Annotated in this window: 21 protein-coding genes; 20 read left to right on the forward strand and 1 reads right to left on the reverse strand. The window is 62.9% G+C overall.

Annotated elements, in window-relative coordinates; translation table 11 throughout:
• The first annotated feature begins 4 nt into the window (after positions 1–4).
• From ABID26_RS09435 to ABID26_RS09455, 5 genes are all read left to right on the forward strand, one after another.
• Positions 5–451 (forward strand): DMT family transporter, encoded by a 447-nt coding sequence (locus ABID26_RS09435; RefSeq protein WP_292299299.1) that lies wholly within the window; start codon positions 5–7, stop codon positions 449–451.
• Positions 451–1,539: a tRNA preQ1(34) S-adenosylmethionine ribosyltransferase-isomerase QueA gene (gene queA, locus ABID26_RS09440; RefSeq protein WP_354415085.1), complete on the forward strand. Its 1,089-nt coding sequence runs from the start codon at positions 451–453 to the stop codon at positions 1,537–1,539. Before ABID26_RS09435 ends, queA begins: the two co-directional genes overlap by 1 nt.
• On the forward strand, positions 1,529–1,798 hold the full coding sequence (locus ABID26_RS09445) for a hypothetical protein (protein ID WP_292299303.1): 270 nt from the start codon (positions 1,529–1,531) through the stop codon (positions 1,796–1,798). The genes queA and ABID26_RS09445 overlap by 11 nt, the downstream gene beginning before the upstream one ends.
• A complete protein-coding gene (tgt, locus tag ABID26_RS09450) occupies positions 1,791–2,921 on the forward strand; it encodes a tRNA guanosine(34) transglycosylase Tgt (RefSeq protein ID WP_292299304.1) in 1,131 nt (376 codons plus the stop codon). Before ABID26_RS09445 ends, tgt begins: the two co-directional genes overlap by 8 nt.
• A 66-nt stretch (positions 2,922–2,987) precedes the next feature.
• Positions 2,988–3,713, forward strand: a complete 726-nt coding sequence (locus ABID26_RS09455; protein WP_126100473.1) for an SDR family NAD(P)-dependent oxidoreductase — start codon at positions 2,988–2,990, stop codon at positions 3,711–3,713.
• Positions 3,714–3,722: 9 nt separating this feature from the next.
• Here ABID26_RS09455 and ABID26_RS09460 read toward each other — a convergent pair whose 3' ends face one another.
• Positions 3,723–4,142 carry a DUF4864 domain-containing protein gene (locus ABID26_RS09460; RefSeq protein WP_292299307.1) on the reverse strand — a complete coding sequence of 140 codons (420 nt, stop codon included), beginning with the start codon at positions 4,140–4,142 and terminating at the stop codon, positions 3,723–3,725.
• A gap of 288 nt (positions 4,143–4,430) precedes the next feature.
• Between ABID26_RS09460 and ABID26_RS09465 the strand changes: the two genes are divergently transcribed.
• From ABID26_RS09465 to ABID26_RS09535, 15 genes are all read left to right on the forward strand, one after another.
• The gene (locus ABID26_RS09465; protein WP_059185676.1) at positions 4,431–4,667 is read left to right on the forward strand and encodes an Lrp/AsnC ligand binding domain-containing protein; all 237 of its coding nucleotides are present in this window, start codon (positions 4,431–4,433) and stop codon (positions 4,665–4,667) included.
• A 168-nt stretch (positions 4,668–4,835) separates the two neighbouring features.
• Entirely contained in the window at positions 4,836–6,248 is a 1,413-nt protein-coding gene (locus ABID26_RS09470) for a circularly permuted type 2 ATP-grasp protein (RefSeq protein ID WP_292299310.1), read from the forward strand.
• A 70-nt stretch (positions 6,249–6,318) separates the two neighbouring features.
• Positions 6,319–6,678 carry a four helix bundle protein gene (locus ABID26_RS09475; protein ID WP_292299435.1) on the forward strand — a complete coding sequence of 120 codons (360 nt, stop codon included), beginning with the start codon at positions 6,319–6,321 and terminating at the stop codon, positions 6,676–6,678.
• A gap of 63 nt (positions 6,679–6,741) precedes the next feature.
• Positions 6,742–7,683: an alpha-E domain-containing protein gene (locus tag ABID26_RS09480; protein ID WP_126100469.1), complete on the forward strand. Its 942-nt coding sequence runs from the start codon at positions 6,742–6,744 to the stop codon at positions 7,681–7,683.
• Positions 7,684–7,749: 66 nt separating this feature from the next.
• Positions 7,750–8,544 (forward strand): transglutaminase family protein, encoded by a 795-nt coding sequence (locus tag ABID26_RS09485; RefSeq protein WP_292299313.1) that lies wholly within the window; start codon positions 7,750–7,752, stop codon positions 8,542–8,544.
• A gap of 135 nt (positions 8,545–8,679) precedes the next feature.
• Positions 8,680–9,411 carry a peptidase gene (locus ABID26_RS09490; protein WP_354415092.1) on the forward strand — a complete coding sequence of 244 codons (732 nt, stop codon included), beginning with the start codon at positions 8,680–8,682 and terminating at the stop codon, positions 9,409–9,411.
• Between the two features lie 96 nt (positions 9,412–9,507).
• Complete coding sequence (locus ABID26_RS09495; RefSeq protein WP_354415095.1) at positions 9,508–10,920, forward strand: pyridoxal phosphate-dependent decarboxylase family protein; 1,413 nt, start codon at positions 9,508–9,510, stop codon at positions 10,918–10,920.
• Positions 10,921–11,045: 125 nt separating this feature from the next.
• The gene (locus ABID26_RS09500) at positions 11,046–11,813 is read left to right on the forward strand and encodes a DeoR/GlpR family DNA-binding transcription regulator (RefSeq protein ID WP_126100466.1); all 768 of its coding nucleotides are present in this window, start codon (positions 11,046–11,048) and stop codon (positions 11,811–11,813) included.
• A 125-nt stretch (positions 11,814–11,938) separates the two neighbouring features.
• Positions 11,939–13,459, forward strand: a complete 1,521-nt coding sequence (gene glpD / locus ABID26_RS09505; protein WP_292299318.1) for a glycerol-3-phosphate dehydrogenase — start codon at positions 11,939–11,941, stop codon at positions 13,457–13,459.
• Between the two features lie 39 nt (positions 13,460–13,498).
• Positions 13,499–14,578 carry an ABC transporter ATP-binding protein gene (locus ABID26_RS09510; protein ID WP_354415098.1) on the forward strand — a complete coding sequence of 360 codons (1,080 nt, stop codon included), beginning with the start codon at positions 13,499–13,501 and terminating at the stop codon, positions 14,576–14,578.
• A gap of 10 nt (positions 14,579–14,588) precedes the next feature.
• Entirely contained in the window at positions 14,589–15,656 is a 1,068-nt protein-coding gene (locus ABID26_RS09515) for an ABC transporter ATP-binding protein (RefSeq protein WP_126100463.1), read from the forward strand.
• A complete protein-coding gene (locus ABID26_RS09520) occupies positions 15,657–16,523 on the forward strand; it encodes a carbohydrate ABC transporter permease (protein WP_126100462.1) in 867 nt (288 codons plus the stop codon). It abuts the gene before it with no gap.
• Position 16,524: 1 nt separating this feature from the next.
• Positions 16,525–17,433 carry a carbohydrate ABC transporter permease gene (locus tag ABID26_RS09525; protein ID WP_126100461.1) on the forward strand — a complete coding sequence of 303 codons (909 nt, stop codon included), beginning with the start codon at positions 16,525–16,527 and terminating at the stop codon, positions 17,431–17,433.
• Between the two features lie 2 nt (positions 17,434–17,435).
• A complete protein-coding gene (locus ABID26_RS09530; RefSeq protein ID WP_354415103.1) occupies positions 17,436–17,723 on the forward strand; it encodes a DUF2160 domain-containing protein in 288 nt (95 codons plus the stop codon).
• 76 nt (positions 17,724–17,799) lie between these two features.
• The gene (locus ABID26_RS09535; protein ID WP_126100459.1) at positions 17,800–19,527 is read left to right on the forward strand and encodes an ABC transporter substrate-binding protein; all 1,728 of its coding nucleotides are present in this window, start codon (positions 17,800–17,802) and stop codon (positions 19,525–19,527) included.
• Positions 19,528–19,600: the final 73 nt, after the last annotated feature.

Raw genomic sequence — 19,600 nt, forward strand, 5'->3', positions numbered from 1 at the left:
AACGATGGGCGCTGTCTGGTCCCTGCTTGGCATCCTGTCCGGCGCTTTCATCGCCATCCAGGCGCCGATCAATTCGCAACTGGCACGCGGTCTCGGCCTTCCGGTCGCGGCCGCAGCCTTTTCCTTCCTGTCGGGCGCCATCGTGCTCGGCATCATCGCGGTCGCGGTGGTCAGGCTGCAGGGCATCTCGCTCGACTGGAAGGCGCCGGCGCCGTGGCTGTTCATTGCCGGCGGCATGCTCGGCGGCTTCTATGTCACGCTCTCCACCATCCTCACGCCGCGCATCGGCGCGGCCGCGCTGATGGCCTTCCTGGTCGCCGGCCAGCTGATCGCCGGCATGCTGGTCGACCGCGCCGGCTTCCTCGGTGTCGCGGTGCGCGAGATCTCGCTTGGCCGCGTCGCCGGGGCCGTGTTGCTGCTCGTCGGAGCGCTGCTCATCCGGCTGTTCTGATGCGCGTCGACCTGTTCGACTTCGACTTGCCGGAGGAGCGCATCGCGCTGCGTCCGGCAGAGCCGCGCGACAGCGCCAGGATGCTGATCGTCAGACCGGGCGAAGGCCTGGAGGATCGAACGGTGCGCGATCTGCCGTCGCTGCTGAGAGAAGGCGACGTGCTGGTGTTCAACGACACCAAGGTCATTCCGGCGCAGTTGAAAGGCATCCGCAGGCGCGGCGAGGCGATGGCGCAGGTCGAGGCGACGCTGCACATGCGGGTGGCGCCCGACCGCTGGCTGGCTTTCATGCGGCCGGGCAAGCGCATAGCCGTGGGCGACCGCATCCATTTCGGCCATGACCAGAATTCCTGCTTCCTCGGGCAGCTCGATGCGACGGTGATCGAGAAGGGCGAGGCCGGCGAAGCGCTGCTCGGCTTCGATCTTTCCGGCCCATTCCTCGACGAGGCGATGCACGCCGTCGGCCACATTCCGCTGCCGCCCTACATCGCCTCGAAGCGCGACGATGACGAGCGCGACCGCAGCGACTACCAGACCATCTATGCCAGGGAAGAAGGCGCGGTCGCGGCGCCCACCGCAGGACTGCATTTCACGCCGGAGCTGTTTGCCGCGCTCGACGCCAAGGGTGTCGAACGCCGCTTCGTCACGCTGCATGTCGGCGCCGGCACCTTCCTGCCGGTCAAGGCCGACGACACCGCCGACCACAAGATGCATGCCGAAACCGGCTCGGTGACAGCCGAGACGGCGGATGCGCTCAACGCGGCCAAGGCGCGGGGAGGGCGGGTCGTCGCCGTCGGCACGACGTCGCTGCGCCTCCTGGAAAGTGCCGTGCGCGACGACGGCAAGATCGAGGCCTGGTCCGGACCGACCGCTATCTTCATCACGCCCGGCTACCGCTTCCGGACGGCCGACATGCTGATGACCAATTTCCATCTGCCGCGCTCGACGCTGTTCATGCTGGTCTCGGCCTTCAGCGGGCTGGAGACGATGCGTTCGGCCTATGCGCATGCCATCGAGAGCCGCTACAGATTCTACTCCTACGGCGACTCCAGCCTGCTTTTCCGAGCGGAGACGAACGATGGACGATGATCTCGACACGATGGACCGCGACGCTTTGATCGCGGAAGTGAAGAAGCTGCGCGCCGGCATCCGCGCGCACCGCGACGCGACCGGCCATGATCTGTGCTGGCATCATCCGGGTCTTTGGGACCTGCTGCCGGAAAAGACCGAGCCGGCGATCGCCGTGCCGCCCTGGCCGAAATTCATGCGCGGCTGCATCCGCTACAGGCAGTCGCTCGACCAACAGGCACCCGGCGCGCCGGTGCATGACAAGGAATTCGATGGCTGAGACTTTCTCCTTCAAGCTCATCGCCATCGACGGCAAGGCGCGGCGCGGCGTAATAAGCATGCCGCGCGGCGAGATCCGCACGCCGGCCTTCATGCCGGTCGGCACCGGCGGCACCGTCAAGGCCATGTATATGGACCAGGTGCGCGGCGTCGGCGCCGACATCATCCTCGGCAACACCTATCACCTGATGCTCAGGCCAGGCGCGGAGCGCGTGGCGAAGCTCGGCGGCCTGCATGAGTTCGCGCGCTGGCCGCACCCGATCCTGACCGACAGCGGCGGCTTCCAGGTCATGTCGCTGTCGAAGCTGAGAAAACTCAGCGAAAAGGGCGTCACCTTCCGCTCGCATATCGACGGCGCGCCTTACGAGATGTCGCCGGAGCGGTCGATCGAGATCCAGGGGCTGCTCGATTCCGACATCCAGATGCAGCTCGACGAATGCACGGCGCTTCCGGCCAAGCCGACGGAGATCGAGCGCGCCATGGAACTGTCGCTGCGCTGGGCCGAGCGCTGCAAGACGGCGTTCGGCGACCAGCCGGGCAAGGCCATGTTCGGCATCGTGCAGGGCGGCGACAGCGCGGTCATGCGCGTGCGCTCGGCGCAGGCGCTGAAGGCGATGGACCTCAAGGGCTATGCCGTCGGCGGGCTGGCGGTCGGCGAGCCGCAGGCCGTGATGCTGGAGATGCTGGAGATAACCTGCCCGGAACTGCCGGCCAACAGGCCGCGCTATCTGATGGGCGTCGGCACGCCCGACGACATCTTGAAATCGGTGGCGCGCGGCATCGACATGTTCGACTGCGTGATGCCGACGCGCGCCGGCCGCCATGGCCTCGCCTACACGCGCCGCGGCAAGATCAACCTGCGCAACGCCCGCCATGCCGATGATCCGCGCCCGCTGGACGAGGAGAGCGACTGCCCGGCCGCCCGCGACTATTCCCGCGCCTATCTGCACCATCTGGTGCGCTCGCAGGAGTCGCTGGGGGCGATGCTGCTCACCTGGAACAACCTGTCCTACTACCAGAAGCTGATGCAGGACATCCGCGCCGCGATCGAGGCCAAAGCCTTCGAGACGCGCGCGGCCGAGATTTCGGAAGGCTGGGCGAGAGGCGATATTCCGGCCATCTAGCCGCTCCGTCCCCGCAATTGACGGGCGGCCGCTCCCGGGAGCAGACTTGGTGCCCTGGGGATCAGCATGAACGTAACATACGACTTTGCCGGCAAGACGGCGATCGTGACCGGCGGCTCAAGGGGCATTGGCAGGGGCGTCGCCACGCTGTTGGCCCGGTCGGGTGCAGACGTCTGGATATGGGACGCTGACCCTGCGCCTGCCGACGGAATCCGCAGCCAGACCGTCGACGTTACCAAGGCGCAGGACATAAGCACTGCCCTTGGCGAGGTCGTCGCCAGGACGGGGCGGGTCGACATTCTCGTCAACAATGCGGGCTATCTTGGTCCCTACCTTGGCTTCGAGGCTTTCGATCCGGCCGAGTGGCAGCGCATCGTTGGTGTGAATGTCATCGGCACCTTCGAGGTCACGCATCAGGTCCTGCCGGTCATGCGCAAGGCCGGCAACGGCCGCATCGTCAATATGGGGTCGCTCGCCGGCAAGGAAGGTTTGCCGAACCTTGCGGTCTATTCGGCGGCGAGCGCGGGCATCATCGCCTTCACCAAGGCCCTATCGCGTGAGGTCTGCGACACCGACATCCGCGTCAACTGCGTCGCGCCGGGTCCGATCGACACCGATCTTATCCGGCGTCTCGGAAACGAGGTCGTCAGCGACATGGTCGGCGCCAGCCCGCTGAAAAGGCTCGGAGCGGTGGAGGAGGTCGCGGCGCTGGTTCTCTGGCTCTGTTCCGACGCCTCAAGCTTCAATACCGGCGCGGTGTTTGACATGTCTGGCGGCAGGGCGCGGTATTGATCGACCGCGTCAAGTACTGACCGAGGTCGAGGCGCGCAGGCTGCAGCCGGTGATCTTGAAGCTGCCGTCCGGCTGCTGCTCCAGCGTATAGACCGCCTCATAGTCCTTGCCGTCGGGTCCGACGATCAGCACCTGCTGGATGATCGAGGCCGGTCCGGTCTGCTCGACCCTGCCGAAGGAATAGCTCTGCGGCCTGCGCACCGGCGCATAGCCGTTGGTCACCATGTTCATGAAGGTGTCGACGGTCGGGAAGATCCGCTTCACGTTCGGTGCCGCGAAGCTGTAGGCGGTGGCGCCGTCATCGGCGAGGAAAGCTTTGAGCTGGCTGTCGATGACCGTCTGCGCCGCCTTGATCTCGGCGTCGCCGGCGGAGGCGATCGAAGCGATGAGCATTGGAATGAGAGCTAATGCGAACAATAAGCGGCGCACGGCCTGTCTCCCGGAATTCGCTTTGCTGACGCAATCTAACATACGCGCGTCGGCACGCTACGGTTTCATCGCTGCTGGAAGATTCTTGGCGCCACCGATGGGCCAGACCGATCCTCGGCTGTGGAGCACTCCGACGCTCGTTGCTGGCGGCAGCCTGTACCGGCGCGGCACGCCGGTCGGGGGATTGCGGCAAGCGGTCGCCAAGGCGCGTGCAGCCTGATGCTTGAAAGCCCGTCGCCAGTCTGCCACAAGGGCCGCTTATTCGCGTAGAAGCTCACAGGATCGGCAATGAAGGCATTTTTCGTGCAGATAAAGTGCGATCTGGGCAAAGCCTATGAGGTCGCCAGCGCGCTCGCCGATGCCGAGATCGCCTCCGAAATCTACTCGACCGCCGGCAATTATGACCTGCTCGCAAAATTCTATGTCGATGACGAGGAAGACATCGGCCACTTCGTCAATGAGAGGGTGCAGATTCTGCCCGGAATCAAGGACACCTTCACCATCGTCACCTTCCGGGCGTTTTGATCGTCCCGGCAGTGCCCGGCCGCGAGGCATAGCCTGACCCGGCATCGCTCGCGCTGCCCTAATCTTAGGCAAATTGCATCGAGCGGCCGCCGCCGCCTCTCAAATCACCGATTGCGCTTGCTTTTCTCAGTCGAGGCCAGTGAAATGGCTTCAGAGGGGAGTACGCGATTGGCAGCGTTCGACGAAATGCTTCCGGAAGTCTCCGGATTAAGAAGACCATATCAGGCTTACGATCGCTGGCTGAAGGAACAGGACCCGGCCAGGCTCACCCAGAAAATGCAGGACGCCGAGCGCGTCTTCCGCAAAACCGGCATCACTTTCGCCGTCTATGGCGAGCAGGAAGCCTCCGAGCGGCTGATCCCTTTCGACATCGTCCCGCGTATCATTTCCGGCCAGGAGTGGCGCCGGCTCACCCAGGGCATCGAGCAGCGCGTGCAGGCGCTGAACGCCTTCCTCGACGACATCTATCACCGCCAGGAAATCCTGCGCGCCGGCCGCGTTCCCAGGGATCTTATCGCAAAGAATGAAGCCTTCCTGCCCGAGATGATCGGGGTAAGACCGCCGGCGGGCGTCTACACCCACATCATCGGCGTCGACATCGTCCGCACCAGCGAGAACGAATTCTACGTGCTCGAGGACAACGCCCGCACGCCGTCCGGCGTCTCCTACATGCTGGAGAACCGCGAGACGATGATGCAGCTCTTCCCGGAACTGTTCCAGCAGATCAAGGTGCGGCCGGTCGAGAATTATCCGCAGCTCTTGCGCCAGTCGCTGGCGGCGGTGCGGCCGCAAGGCGCCAAGGGCGCGCCGACCATAGCCGTGCTGACGCCGGGTAGCTACAACTCCGCCTATTTCGAGCACGCCTTCCTCGCCGACCAGATGGGGGTGCAACTGGTCGAGGGGCAGGACCTGCGCGTGGTCGACGGCCATGTCACGATGCGCACCACAGAGGGCTACAAGCAGATCGACGTGCTCTACCGGCGCGTCGACGACGCCTTCCTCGATCCGCTGACCTTCCGGCCGGATTCGGCGCTCGGCGTGCCGGGCATCATGGATGTCTATCGCGCCGGCAACATCACCATCGCCAACGCGCCGGGAACCGGCATCGCCGACGACAAGGCGATCTATTCCTACATGCCGGAGATCGTCGAGTTCTACACCGGCCGCAAGGCGATCCTCGGCAACATCCCGACCTGGCGCTGTTCGGAGCCGGACAGCCTGAAATATGTGCTCGAGCACATCGGCGAGCTCGTGATCAAGGAAGTGCACGGCTCCGGCGGTTACGGCATGCTGGTCGGCCCGGCGGCGACCAAGAAGGAATGTGAGGCGTTCGCCAAGAAGCTGCAGGCAAAGCCGGCGAACTACATCGCCCAGCCGACGCTTGCGCTGTCGACCTGTCCGATCCTGACCGAGAAGGGACTGGCGCCGCGCCACGTCGATCTCAGGCCCTATGTCCTGGTCTCGGACCGGATCCAACTCGTGCCGGGCGGCCTGACGCGCGTTGCCCTGAAGGAAGGCTCGCTGGTGGTCAATTCCTCGCAGGGCGGCGGGACGAAGGATACGTGGGTGCTGGATGATTGAGATGAGCGAGTAGGGAATAGCGAATAGCGAATAGCGAATAGCGAATAGGGAAGAGGGGGATACGACGGCAATCAATTCTTACAGAGACCTAATTGTTTGGAAGGCGGCCCTGCGTCTGGCAGTGGATTGCTACTCGGCCACGAAAGCTTTTCCTAACAGCGAAGCATACGGAATGACCTCTCAGGTACGACGCTCGGCGGCTTCCATCGCGGCGAATGTCGCGGAAGGTCATGGCCGAGAAAATACAGGAGCTTTCATCCAATTTCTTCGCGTGGCGCAGGGTTCCCTGAAAGAATTGGAGACACATCTCATTCTGTGCGGAGAGGTAGGATTGATGGTCGAAGCGGAGGTCGCCAGCTTGCTCGGCCAAACTGATGAAATCGGGAAAATGCTGCGTTCGATGATCCGGAGCCTGCAACAAAAGTCATGAAGTGCTTTTTCCGCTACTCGCTACTCGCTATTCGCTATTCGCTCGACACCGGAGCAAGCTGATATGCTTTTGGGCCGCACCGCCAACGGTCTCTACTGGATGAACCGCTATATCGAGCGGGCCGAAAACATGGCGCGCCTGGTCGATGCCGGCCTGCGCATGGCGCTGACGCGCACCCAGAACGCGTCCGAGGAATGGAACTCGGTGCTGCTCAGCGCCGGCTCCGACGTTGCCTTCAGCCAAAAATACCAGGATTACACGGTCGGCAATGTCTCGGATTTCCTGCTGCGCGACACGTCCAATCCGTCGAGCACGATGTCGTCGATCGAGACGGCGCGCAACAACGCGCGCATGGTGCGCACCGCGCTGACCCGCGAGACCTGGGAGAGCATCAACGAGGCCTGGATGTCGCTGAAGCGCATGCTGGCAACGCCGATCGACGAGCGCGACCTGCCGACGGTGCTCGATGCCATCAAGCGAGAGACGGCGCTGATCCGCGGCTCGTTCTACGGCACCATGCTGCGTAACGAGATCTTCGACTTCTCGCAGCTCGGCACCTATGTCGAGCGCGCCGACAACACGGCCCGCATCCTCGATGTGAAATACTATGTGCTCTTGCCGTCGATCTCCTGGGTCGGTTCGACGCTCGACAATTATCAATGGGAATCGATTCTGCGCTCGGTGTCGGCGCACCGTTCCTATCGCTGGGTCTATGACGCCGACTACAAGCCGACCAACATCGCCGACTATCTGATCCTCAATGTGCGTATGCCGCGCTCGCTCACCTTCTGCTACCGCTTCCTCGGCGAGCACCTGAAGTTCCTCGCTGACGACTATGGCGAGCGCCATGCCTGCCATGCCACGGCCGAGAAGACCCAGGCGATGCTGAAGAAGGGGTCGATCAAGGATATTTTCGACCACGGCCTGCACGAGTTCCTGGCCGAATTCATCCGCGACAACACCAGGCTGGGCGACGAGATCGCCCAGGACTACCGGTTCTACTGAGCATGATCCCGAAAAGTGGAAACCGGTTTTCGGACAAGATCATGCTCGCAAACGGAAAATGACGCCATGCGGCTCAAGATCACCCACCGCACCGAGTATCGCTACGACGCACCGGTGCAATATCTGCTGCAGCGGCTGCGCCTTCTGCCGGTGAGCGGACCGACACAGACGGTTGTGTCCTGGGCGATCAAGATCGATGGCGCCCGGGAGGAAGTGCGCTTCACCGACCATTTCGGCAACGACACGCGACTGGTGAGCGCCGAAGGCGGCCACAACATCATCACGGTCGAGGCAGCGGGAGAAGTGACGACGCGCGACACGGCCGGCGTATCCGGCCCGCACCATGGTTTCGCGCCGCTCTGGCTGTTCGCCCAGGAAACACAGCTCACCACTGCCGGTGACGGCATCCGCCAATTGGCCACATCGGTGGGCGAGGGGACCGATATCGAGCGGCTGCACAGGCTAATGATGACGATCCGCGAGCGCGTCGACTACAAGCCGGGCACGACCAGCGCGGTGACGCCGGCGGAAGAAGCGCTGACGCTGAAAGCCGGTGTCTGCCAGGACCACAGCCATATCTTCGCCGCCGCGGCGCGCGTGATGGGCTTTCCCGCGCGCTACGTCAGCGGCTATTTGATGATGGACGTTTCGGTCGAGCAGGCGGCGAGCCATGCCTGGGCTGAAGCGCATGTTGCGGGTCTCGGTTGGGTTGCCTTTGACCCTGCCAACAGTATCTCTCCCGACGAACGTTATGTGCGAGTGGCGACGGGTCGCGATTATCGCGATGCCTCGCCGGTTTCCGGGATACTGCTGGGGCAAGCGGAGGAGAAGCTTGCAGTCACCGTCACGGTCGAGCAGTAATCGCCGTTAGAGCAGTTCAACGTTCGATGGAATCGCTGCACTGCTCTAACTATTTGTCGTCTTTAGGCAATTCCGTACGGAAAACCGCCACACACTTTTCCTGGAATTGCTCTAAGGTTCACCAGAAGAGCGACCATGACCTATTGCGTCGGCCTCAAGATCGATCGCGGGCTCGTGTTCATGTCGGACACGCGCACCAATGCCGGCATGGATTCGATCTCGACCTTCAAGAAGATGCATGCCTGGGAGGAACCTGGAGACCGCGTCATCGTGCTGATGTCGGCGGGCAATCTCGCCACGACCCAGGCCGTTGTCAGCCTGCTCGACGAGCGCAACAAGGCGGTCGGCGACCGCCACGAGAAGCTGCTCGAAACGCCGTCCATGTACCAGACGGTGCGGCTGGTCGGCGACACAGTGAAAGAGGTCATCGCTCAATCCTCGCCCGCCGGCGACAAGGCCGATTCCTATTTCAACGCCTCCTTCATCCTTGGCGGCCAGATCAAGGGCAGCCCGCCCCGGCTGTTCATGATCTATCCCGAAGGCAATTTCATCGAATCGACCGACGACACGCCGTTCTTCCAGATCGGTGAGACAAAATACGGCAAGCCGATCATCATCCGCGCCTATGACCGTGCGATGAGCCTGGCCGAGACGGTGAAACTGCTACTTGTCTCCTTCGATTCGACGCTGAAGTCGAACCTGTCGGTAGGTCTGCCGCTCGACCTGCTCTTCCTGGAGAAGGACGCTTTCAACGTCGGCCTTAAGAAAAGGATCGGTCAGGACGACCAGTATTACCGCACCATTTCGGACGGCTGGTCGAACGCGCTGAAGGCGGCTTTTGCCAGCCTGCCGGATTTCCCGGGGTAGGCTTCCATCCATGCAGCGGTTGCCTCCTTCTATTTAACATGTTAATCAAAATTGAAACAGCCGATCGATCAGCGACCGCCGGCTGCCGGAGGAAACATGGACAACGAAGAATTCCGCGACTGGTCGAGGCGCGCCGCCGATTGGGGTGTCGATTACCGGGCCAGCCTGCGCGACCGGCCGGTGCGGCCGGCGATAGCGCCGGGTGAGATCTTCAGGAGCATCGAGGCTTCACCGCCCGAAACTGCCGAGCCGATGGAAAAGATCTTCGCCGATTTCGAAGAAAGGATCGTTCCCGGCATGACGCATTGGCAGCATCCGCGCTTCTTTGCCTATTTCCCAGCCAACGCGGCGCCGGTGTCGGTCGTAGCCGAGTATCTGGTCTCGGCGATGGCGGCGCAATGCATGCTGTGGCAGACCTCGCCGGCGGCGACCGAGCTCGAAATGCGTATCGTCGACTGGATGCGCCAGGCGCTCGGCCTGCCCGAAGGCTTCTCCGGCGTCATCCAGGATTCGGCGTCGTCGGCGACGCTTGCCGCGGTGCTCACCATGCGCGAGCGGGCGCTGGACTGGCAGGGCAACAGACAAGGTCTCGCCGGACAGGCGAAGCTGCGCGTCTATTCTTCCGACCAGGTCCACACCTCGATCGATCGCGCGATCTGGGTTTCGGGCATCGGTGAGGAGAACCTCGTCCGCATCCCGGTTAGCGGACGCTTCCGCGCCATGGACACGGCGGCGCTTGAAGCGGCGATTGTCGCGGACCGAGAAGCCGGCCTGCTGCCCGCGGGCATCATCGCCTGCGTCGGCGGCACCAGCACCGGCGGCACCGACGACATCGCCGCCGCTGCCGCCGTCGCGAAGCGGCACGGCCTCTATCTGCATGTCGACGCGGCCTGGGCCGGATCGGCGATGATCTGCCCGGAATACCGGCACTTCTGGGCGGGTGTCGAGGGCGCCGATTCCATCGTCTTCAACCCGCACAAGTGGCTGGGCGCGCAGTTCGACTGCTCGATCCAGTTCGTCCGCCAGCCGGAAGATCTCGTGCGCACGTTGGCGATCAAGCCGGACTATCTCAAGACCCGCGGCCATGACGGCATCATCAATTATTCCGAATGGTCGGTGCCGCTCGGCCGGCGGTTCCGGGCGCTGAAACTCTGGTTCCTGCTGCGCGCCCATGGGCTGGAGGGCCTGCGCAAGATGATCCGCAACCACGTTGCCTGGAGCGAGGGCCTTGCCGAACGCCTGGCCAAGGAGGCGGATTTCGAGCTCGTCACCGAACCCATGCTGTCGCTGTTTTCGTTTCGCCATCGTGCAGCGCCGGGCGCCGACGCGGACGAGCACAATCTGCGGCTGGTCGACGCCATCAACACGGACGGCCGCATCTACCTGACCCAGACCCGCGTCGACGGGCGGGTCGCGATCCGCTTCCAGGCGGGGCAGTTCGAGTCGACGGCAGCAGACGTTGATATGGCTTTCGATGTCGTCACCGAGATCGCGCGACATCTTGCGTGAGGCAATGGGGCCATTGCGAACCGGTTTGCCTTTGCGATCATATGGATTTCATTAGCCGGCTTCTACCTTTTCATAGCTTTCGTTTTCCGATATAGACGGAAAAAACGAAAACGGGAGGATGCCGGATGTTTCTTTCGCCACGCCATGCCGAGATCATCCAGATGGCGAAGGATCACGGCCGTGTGCTGGTCGAAGACCTGGCGACGCATTTCAGCGTGACGCCGCAGACCATCCGCAAGGACCTCAACGATCTCTGCGACCAGCGCCTGCTGACGCGCATCCATGGCGGGGCGCTGTTTCCCTCTGGCATCGAGAACATGGAATATGAGGCGCGACGCAAGATCGCCGCAGACGAGAAAGAGGCGATCGGGCGCGCCGCGGCCAGGCTGATCCCCGACAACGCCTCGCTATTCATCAATATCGGCACCACGACGGAAGCCGTTTCAAAGGCGCTTCTCGACCACAGCGGACTTATGGTCATCACCAATAACATCAATGTTGCCAATAGGATGCGCATCTATCCTTCGATCGAAGTGGTGATCGCCGGCGGCGTGGTGCGTGGCTCCGACGGCGGTGTCGTCGGCGAGGCCGCCGTCGATTTCATCCGCCAGTTCAAGGTCGACTACGCCGTCATCGGCGCCTCGGCCATCGACCATGACGGTGCGCTGCTCGACTTCGATTTTCGCGAAGTGAAGGTGGCGCAGGCCATCATCGCCAATGCGCGCCATGTGATTCTCGTCTCCGACCAGACCAAATTCGAGCGCACGGCGCCAGTCCGCATCGGCCATCTGTCGCAGGTCAACACCTTCATCACCGACCGTTGCGACATCCCGTCGGTGCGCAGGATCTGTGAGGAAACAGAGGTTCGTTTGATCGAGACGGCGCTCGAATAACGTCGTTTCACGGCAGTCTCACGCGCCTGTGATATTTCGTTTGACATTCGTTCTTAGTTCGAAATAATCCGTCACGGTTTCGCGAAACACAAAAATGGTGCAATGCGAAATCGCGGAGGAAACCTGTGAACGCATCACCGATCCATGACATCTTCGTCATAGGCGGCGGCATCAATGGCTGCGGCATCGCCCGCGATGCCGTTGGCCGCGGATTTTCGGTTTTCCTGGCCGAGATGAACGATCTGGCCAGCGGCACGTCCTCCGGTTCGACCAAGCTGATCCATGGCGGTCTGCGCTATCTCGAATTCTATGAATTCCGGTTGGTGCGCGAAGCGTTGATGGAGCGCGAAATTCTGTGGAAGAACGCGCCGCACATCATCTGGCCGATGCGTTTCGTGCTGCCCTATGCCAAGGGCCTGCGCCCGGCCTGGCTGATCAGGCTTGGCCTGTTCCTCTACGACCATATCGGCGGGCGCAAGCTGTTGCCGGCGACGAAGACGCTGGACATGGCCAGCGATCCGGCCGGCAAGCCGCTGAAACCGCTGTTCCGCAAGGCGTTCGAATATTCCGACGGCTGGGTCAACGATGCCCGCCTGGTGGCGCTCAATGCCCGCGACGCGGCTGACCGCGGCGCCGTCATACGCACCCGCACCAAAGTGGTCAGCGCACGCCGCGACGGGGCGCTGTGGACGATCAAGATCCAGAATGTGTTGACCGGCGAGACCGAGGAAATCCGGGCCCGCCTTCTCGTCAATGCTGCGGGGCCCTGGGTCGACCAGGTGCTGGCAAAGGCGGTCGGGCAGAACGACGTGCACAATGTCCGGCTGGTGCAGGGCAGCCACATCGTCATCAAGAAGAAGTTCGACGATCCGCGCGCCTATTTCTTCCAGAACAAGGACGGGCGCATCATCTTCGCCATTCCTTATGAGGAAGAATTCACGCTGATCGGCACCACCGATCGCGACTATCCCGGCGATCCGCATGACGTGAAGATCAGCGATGCCGAGATCGATTATCTGTGCGCCGCAGCCAGCGAATATTTCGCTCAGGCCGTCAAGCGTTCGGACATCGTCTGGACCTACTCGGCGGTGCGCCCGCTCTATGATGACGGCGCCTCGAAGGCGCAGGAAGCGACGCGCGACTATGTGCTGAAGGCCGAAGGCGGGGAGGGTGCCGCCCCCTTGCTCAATTCATTCGGCGGCAAGATCACGACGTTCCGCCGATTGTCGGAATCAATGCTGGAGAAGATCGAGGGTTTTCTCGGCAAGCGCGGCAAGCCGTGGACCGCCAATGCGCCGCTGCCCGGCGGCGATTTCCCGGCGACCGGCTTCGACGCGCAGGTCGCCAGGTTGAAGGGCGCCTATTCCTTCCTCGACCAGCGGCTGGCGCGCCGGCTCACCCGGCTCTACGGCACGCGCGCCGAGAAGCTGCTCGGGTTGGCCAAGTCGAATGCCGATCTCGGCCGCAACTTCGGCGCCGACCTTTACGAGGCCGAGGTGCGCTACCTCGTCGAGAACGAATGGGCGGTTACCGCGGAGGATGTGTTGTGGCGCAGGACCAAGCGCGGCCTGCATTTCAGCCGCGAGCAGACCGCGGCACTGGAAGAATTCATGCGTGGCCGACGCCATGTCGCGGCGGCGGAATGACAGCCGCCCAATGACGTGCAAGGCTCGGAAGGAGGCGTGATGCTGGAACTGAGGAACGTGACGAAGACGGTCGGCGCGCAAGAGCATATCCGCGACGTGTCGCTGACGCTTCAGCACGGCTCGCTGAACGTCCTGCTCGGGCCGACGCTTTCAGGCAAGACCAGCCTGATGCGGCTGATGGCCGGCCTCGATGCGCCAACCTCCGGCTCGGTCTGGTTCGACGGCAAGGACGTCACCGGACAGCCGGTGCAGAAGCGCAACGTCGCGATGGTCTACCAACAATTCATCAACTATCCGGCGATGACCGTCTACGAGAATATCGCCTCGCCGCTTCGGGTTGCCGGCGTGGAGCAGGGAAAGATCGACAAGGAAGTGCGCAATGCGGCGGCGCTGCTGAAGCTCACGCCCTATCTCGACCGCACGCCGCTCAACCTGTCGGGCGGCCAGCAGCAGCGCACGGCGCTTGCCCGCGCCATCGTCAAGAACGCCAGCCTGGTCCTGCTCGACGAGCCGCTCGCCAATCTCGATTACAAGCTGCGCGAGGAGTTGCGGGCCGAGCTGCCGAAGATATTTGCGGCCTCCGGCACCATTTTCGTCTACGCCACGACCGAGCCGCACGAGGCGCTTTTGCTTGGTGGCAACACAGCGACGCTCTCGGAAGGCCGCGTCACGCAATTCGGGCCGACTGTCGAAGTGTTCCGCAAGCCGGTCGACCTGGTGACGGCAAGGACCTTCGCCGACCCGCCGCTCAACGCCATCGTGCTGGCCAAGAAGGGCTCGGATTTCCTGCTCGAAGGCGGCGTCAAGCTGCCGGTGCCGCGGGAACTGCTCGGCATTCCGGACGCCAGCTACACGATCGGCTTCCAGCCGCATCATCTGTCGCTCGATCGTCCCAATGCCAGCGCCGTGCCGGTGCGGGCCAAGGTCACCATCACCGAGATCACCGGCTCGGAAAGCTTCGTCCATCTCGACTTCGCCGATGCGCGCTGGGTCATGCTGGCGCACGGCATCCTCGACTTCGAGACGGACGACGAGGTCGAGGTGTTCATCGACCCGCGCCACATCATGGTGTTCGACCAGAACGGCCGCGCCGTGACGGCGTCGAAGCTGGCAGCCTGAGGAGGAAGCGATGGCGCGCATCGACGTCAACCACATCCGCCACTCCTACCTGCCCAACCCGAAGAAGGATTCGGATTTCGCGCTGAAGGAAGTGCACCATATTTTCGAGGACGGCGGCGCCTATGCGCTGCTCGGACCCTCGGGCTGCGGCAAGACCACCTTGCTCAACATCATTTCGGGGCTGCTCCACCCCTCGCACGGGAAGCTTCTGTTCAACGGCCGGGACGTGACCAGGCTGTCGACGCAGGAGCGCAACATCGCCCAGGTGTTCCAGTTCCCGGTCATCTACGACACCATGACCGTCTACGACAATCTGGCCTTCCCGCTGCGCAACCGGCGCGTGCCGGAAGCCGATGTCGACCGTAAGGTGCGCGAGACTCTCGACATGATCGATCTCGCCTCGATGGCCAACCGGAAGGCGCGCCGGCTGACCGCCGACCAGAAGCAAAAAATCTCGCTCGGACGCGGACTGGTGCGCTCGGACGTCAACGCCATCCTGTTCGACGAGCCGCTCACCGTCATCGATCCGCATATGAAGTGGGTGCTGCGCTCGCAGCTCAAGCAGCTGCACCGCCGCTTCGGCTACACCATGGTCTACGTCACGCACGACCAGACCGAGGCGCTGACTTTCGCCGATCGCGTCGTGGTCATGTATGACGGCGAGATCGTGCAGATCGGCACGCCGGCCGAGCTGTTCGAGCGGCCGCGCCACACCTTCGTCGGCTATTTCATCGGCTCGCCGGGCATGAACGTGCTGCCGGTCGCGCTCGACGGCAGGACTGCGATGCTCGGCGCGCAACGCATCGAGCTGCCAGGCGCGCCAAAGGCCGAAGCCGGTTCCGTCGAGCTCGGCATCCGTCCCGAATATGTGCGGCTCGGCCGTGAAGGCATGGCGGTGTCCATCAACAAGGTCGAGGACGTCGGTCGCCACAAGGTGGTCCGCGCCAGCCTGGAAGGCAGGGAGATCGCCGCCGTCATCGGCGAGGACGACGAGGTGCCGGCCGAACCAAAAGTCCGCTTCGACCCGGCCGGCATCAACATCTATGCCGATTCATGGCGCGTCGAGATGGGGGCCTAGATGGAAAAGACCTGGAACAACAGGGCCTGGTTCCTTGTCCTGCCGGTGCTGGTGCTGGTGGCGTTCTCGGCCGTCATCCCGCTGATGACGGTCGTCAACTATTCGGTGCAGGATACGTTCGGCAACAACGTCTTCTTCTGGGCCGGCACCGAGTGGTTCGAGGAACTGCTTGCGTCCGATCGCTTCTGGGAAGCGATGGTGCGCAACCTGATCTTCTCCTTCATCATCCTGGCGATCGAGGTGCCGCTCGGCATCTTCATCGCGCTCAACATGCCGAAAAAGGGCTGGGGCGTGCCGGTCTGCCTGGTGCTGATGGCGCTGCCGCTGCTCATCCCGTGGAACGTTGTCGGCACGATCTGGCAGGTCTTCGGCCGCAATGACATCGGCCTGCTCGGCTACTACGTCAACGCGCTCGGCATCGACTACAACTATGTGCAGGATCCGATCGATGCCTGGGTCACCGTCATCATCATGGATGTCTGGCACTGGACGAGCCTCGTCGTGCTGCTCTGCTATGCCGGCCTGGTCTCCATTCCCGACGCCTTCTACCAGGCGGCCAAGATCGACGGCGCGTCGCGCTGGGCAGTGTTCCGCTACATCCAGCTGCCGAAGATGCAGCGCGTGCTTCTGATCGCCGTGCTGTTGCGCTTCATGGACAGCTTCATGATCTATACCGAACCTTTCGTCGTCACCGGCGGCGGCCCCGGCAACTCGACGACATTCCTGTCGATCGACCTCGTCAAGACGGCGCTCGGCCAGTTCGACCTCGGTCCGGCGGCGGCGATGTCGCTGGTCTACTTCCTGATCATCCTGTTGTTGTCGTGGGTGTTCTACACCGTGATGACCAACTACGACGCGGAGCGCTGAGATGACGGGCGCCAACGAGACGACACGCGTGAGCGAAACGGCAGTCACCGAAGTAGGCAGCACGCTGTCGCAGGACGAGGTGGCGAAGCTGATGCGCCGCCGCGGCGAGGAATCGCGCTGGTGGTGGATCGTGCCGACGCTCTACATCGTCGTGCTGCTCTTACCGATCTACTGGCTCATCAATATGAGCTTCAAGACCAATGCGGAGATCGTGTCGTCGCTGACGCTGTTCCCGCACAATCCGACGCTCGCGAATTACCGCACCATCTTCACCGATGCATCCTGGTATTCGGGCTACATCAACTCGATCACCTATGTGGTTATGAACATGGTAATCTCGGTGGCGGTGGCGCTGCCTGCGGCCTACGCCTTTTCGCGCTACCGTTTCCTCGGGGACAAGCACCTGTTCTTTTGGCTGCTGACCAACCGCATGGCGCCGCCGGCGGTGTTCGCGCTCCCATTCTTCCAGCTCTATTCGGCCTTCGGTCTCATCGACACCCATATTGCCGTGGCGCTGGCGCACTGTCTGTTCAACGTGCCCCTGGCGGTATGGATCCTGGAAGGCTTCATGTCCGGCGTGCCGAAGGAGATCGACGAGACCGCCTATATCGACGGGTATTCCTTCCCGCGCTTCTTCGTGAGGATCTTCATGCCGCTGATCGCGAGCGGCATCGGCGTCGCCTGCTTCTTCTGCTTCATGTTCTCATGGGTGGAACTCTTGATCGCGCGCACGCTGACCACGACCGACGCCAAGCCGATCGCCGCGACGATGACGCGCACCGTCTCGGCCGCGGGGATGGACTGGGGACTGCTTGCTGCCGCCGGCGTGCTGACGCTAATCCCCGGCGCGGTCGTCATCTGGTTTGTCCGCAACTATATCGCCAAGGGCTTCGCCCTGGGGAGGGTGTGATCATGAACCTCGACCTCTCCTGGATGGCGTGGACCTGGCCGACGGCGGCTTTCTTCGGAACCATCCTGCTGCTGCTTTGCGGTATGGCGGCTTGGGAATACGCTTCGCCCGGCGGCAATCCGCGCGTCGGCACCCTGCGCTTCGAGACGACGCGCGGCGATCGCCTCTTCCTTTCGCTGCTCGGCAGCGCCTTCATCCATCTCGCTTGGTTGGGTCTCGTTGGCCCCAACCTGTGGTGGGCTCTCGCTCTCTCCGTGGTCTACGCCATTGGCGTGTTCCGATACGTATAGAGGGGGAATAGCCGGAGCGGCCGCGTGCTGGCGGCCGTCCCGGATCACACTTGAAACCTAAGACTGGAGGAGACACATGCGACGGCAATTTCTTACATCGACGACCGCCCTTGTCCTGTTGCTGGGCGCGGGCCATGCCTATGCCGGAATGGATGAGGCAAAAGCCTTTCTCGACAAGGAGATAGGCGACCTGTCGACGCTTTCGCGCGCCGATCAGGAAAAGGAGATGCAGTGGTTCATCGACGCCGCCAAGCCGTTTGCCGGCATGGATATCAAGGTCGTGTCGGAAACCATCGCCACCCATTCCTATGAATCGCAGGTGCTGGCGCCTGCCTTCTCGGCCATCACCGGCATCAAGGTCACGCACGACACGATCCAGGAAGGCGACGTCGTCGAGAAGATCCAGACCCAGATGCAGACCGGCCAGAACCTCTATGACGGCTGGGTCAATGATTCCGACCTCATCGGCACGCATTGGCGCTACCAGCAGGTGCGCAACCTGACCGACTGGATGGCGGGCGACGGCAAGGACGTCACCAACCCGAACCTCGACCTGAAGGACTTCATCGGCACGTCGTTCACGACGGCGCCCGACAAGAAGCTCTACCAGCTGCCCGACCAGCAATTCGCGAACCTCTACTGGTTCCGCTACGACTGGTTCAACGACGAGAAGAACAAGGCCGACTTCAAGGCCAAGTACGGCTACGACCTCGGCGTGCCGGTCAACTGGTCGGCTTATGAGGACATCGCCGAGTTCTTCACCGGCCGCGAGATCGACGGCAAGAAGGTCTATGGCCACATGGACTACGGCAAGAAGGACCCGTCGCTCGGCTGGCGGTTCACCGACGCGTGGCTGTCCATGGCCGGCAATGGCGACAAGGGCATTCCGAACGGCCTGCCGGTCGACGAGTGGGGCATCAAGGTCGACGAGAATTCGCGCCCCGTCGGCTCCTGCACCGCGCGCGGCGGCGACACGAATGGACCGGCGGCGGTCTACTCGATCCAGAAGTATCTCGACTGGCTGAAGGCCTATGCTCCCGCGGAAGCTCAGGGCATGACCTTCTCCGAAGCCGGCCCGGTTCCTGCACAGGGCGCGGTTGCCCAGCAGATGTTCTGGTACACCGCCTTCACCGCCTCGATGGTCGACGCCAGCGCCAAGGCGGTGCTGAACGACGACGGCACGCCGAAATGGCGCATGGCGCCGTCGCCGCACGGCGTCTACTGGAAGGACGGCATGAAGCTCGGCTACCAGGACGTGGGTTCCTGGACGCTGATGAAGTCGACGCCGACCGACCGGGCGAAGGCCGCCTGGCTTTATGCGCAGTTCGTCACCTCGAAGACCGTCGACGTGAAGAAAAGCCATGTCGGCCTGACCTTCATCCGCGAGAGCACGATCCACGACAAGAGCTTCACGGAGCGCGCTCCGAAGCTCGGCGGCCTGATCGAGTTCTACCGCTCGCCGGCTCGCGTCCAGTGGTCTCCGACCGGCACCAACGTGCCTGACTATCCGAAGCTGGCACAGCTCTGGTGGCAGGCGATCGGCGATGCCTCGTCGGGCGCCAAGACCGCGCAGGAAGCGATGGACTCGCTCTGCGCCGAGCAGGAAAAGGTCATGAGCCGCATCGAGAAGTCGGGCGTCCAGGGCGATATCGGCCCGAAGATGGCCGAAGAGCATGACCTCGCCTACTGGAACGCCGACGCGGTCAAGAAGGGCAATCTCGCTCCTCAGCTCAAGATCGAGAACGAGAAGGAAAAGCCGATCACCATCAACTACGACGAGCTGGTGAAGAGCTGGCAGAAGTAACTGCATGACGTGGGCGTGCTCGTCCGCGTAAGAAATGCAGGGGAGGCGGCTTTGCCGTCTCCCCTGTTGCATG

It is taken from the genome of Mesorhizobium shonense (assembly GCF_040545255.1).
GTDB classification, from domain to species: Bacteria; Pseudomonadota; Alphaproteobacteria; order Rhizobiales; family Rhizobiaceae; genus Mesorhizobium; species Mesorhizobium shonense.

Coding starts and splice junctions, on each gene's coding strand:
- ABID26_RS09530 (WP_354415103.1), top strand. CDS start 17,436: ATGAACCTCGACCTCTCCTGGATGGCGTGGACCTGGCCGACGGCGGCT.
- ABID26_RS09500 (WP_126100466.1), top strand. CDS start 11,046: ATGTTTCTTTCGCCACGCCATGCCGAGATCATCCAGATGGCGAAGGAT.
- ABID26_RS09510 (WP_354415098.1), top strand. CDS start 13,499: ATGCTGGAACTGAGGAACGTGACGAAGACGGTCGGCGCGCAAGAGCAT.
- ABID26_RS09520 (WP_126100462.1), top strand. CDS start 15,657: ATGGAAAAGACCTGGAACAACAGGGCCTGGTTCCTTGTCCTGCCGGTG.
- ABID26_RS09485 (WP_292299313.1), top strand. CDS start 7,750: ATGCGGCTCAAGATCACCCACCGCACCGAGTATCGCTACGACGCACCG.
- tgt (WP_292299304.1), top strand. CDS start 1,791: ATGGCTGAGACTTTCTCCTTCAAGCTCATCGCCATCGACGGCAAGGCG.
- ABID26_RS09435 (WP_292299299.1), top strand. CDS start 5: ATGGGCGCTGTCTGGTCCCTGCTTGGCATCCTGTCCGGCGCTTTCATC.
- ABID26_RS09490 (WP_354415092.1), top strand. CDS start 8,680: ATGACCTATTGCGTCGGCCTCAAGATCGATCGCGGGCTCGTGTTCATG.
- ABID26_RS09480 (WP_126100469.1), top strand. CDS start 6,742: ATGCTTTTGGGCCGCACCGCCAACGGTCTCTACTGGATGAACCGCTAT.
- ABID26_RS09445 (WP_292299303.1), top strand. CDS start 1,529: ATGGACGATGATCTCGACACGATGGACCGCGACGCTTTGATCGCGGAA.
- ABID26_RS09515 (WP_126100463.1), top strand. CDS start 14,589: ATGGCGCGCATCGACGTCAACCACATCCGCCACTCCTACCTGCCCAAC.
- ABID26_RS09455 (WP_126100473.1), top strand. CDS start 2,988: ATGAACGTAACATACGACTTTGCCGGCAAGACGGCGATCGTGACCGGC.
- ABID26_RS09495 (WP_354415095.1), top strand. CDS start 9,508: ATGGACAACGAAGAATTCCGCGACTGGTCGAGGCGCGCCGCCGATTGG.
- ABID26_RS09465 (WP_059185676.1), top strand. CDS start 4,431: ATGAAGGCATTTTTCGTGCAGATAAAGTGCGATCTGGGCAAAGCCTAT.
- ABID26_RS09525 (WP_126100461.1), top strand. CDS start 16,525: ATGACGGGCGCCAACGAGACGACACGCGTGAGCGAAACGGCAGTCACC.
- queA (WP_354415085.1), top strand. CDS start 451: ATGCGCGTCGACCTGTTCGACTTCGACTTGCCGGAGGAGCGCATCGCG.
- ABID26_RS09535 (WP_126100459.1), top strand. CDS start 17,800: ATGCGACGGCAATTTCTTACATCGACGACCGCCCTTGTCCTGTTGCTG.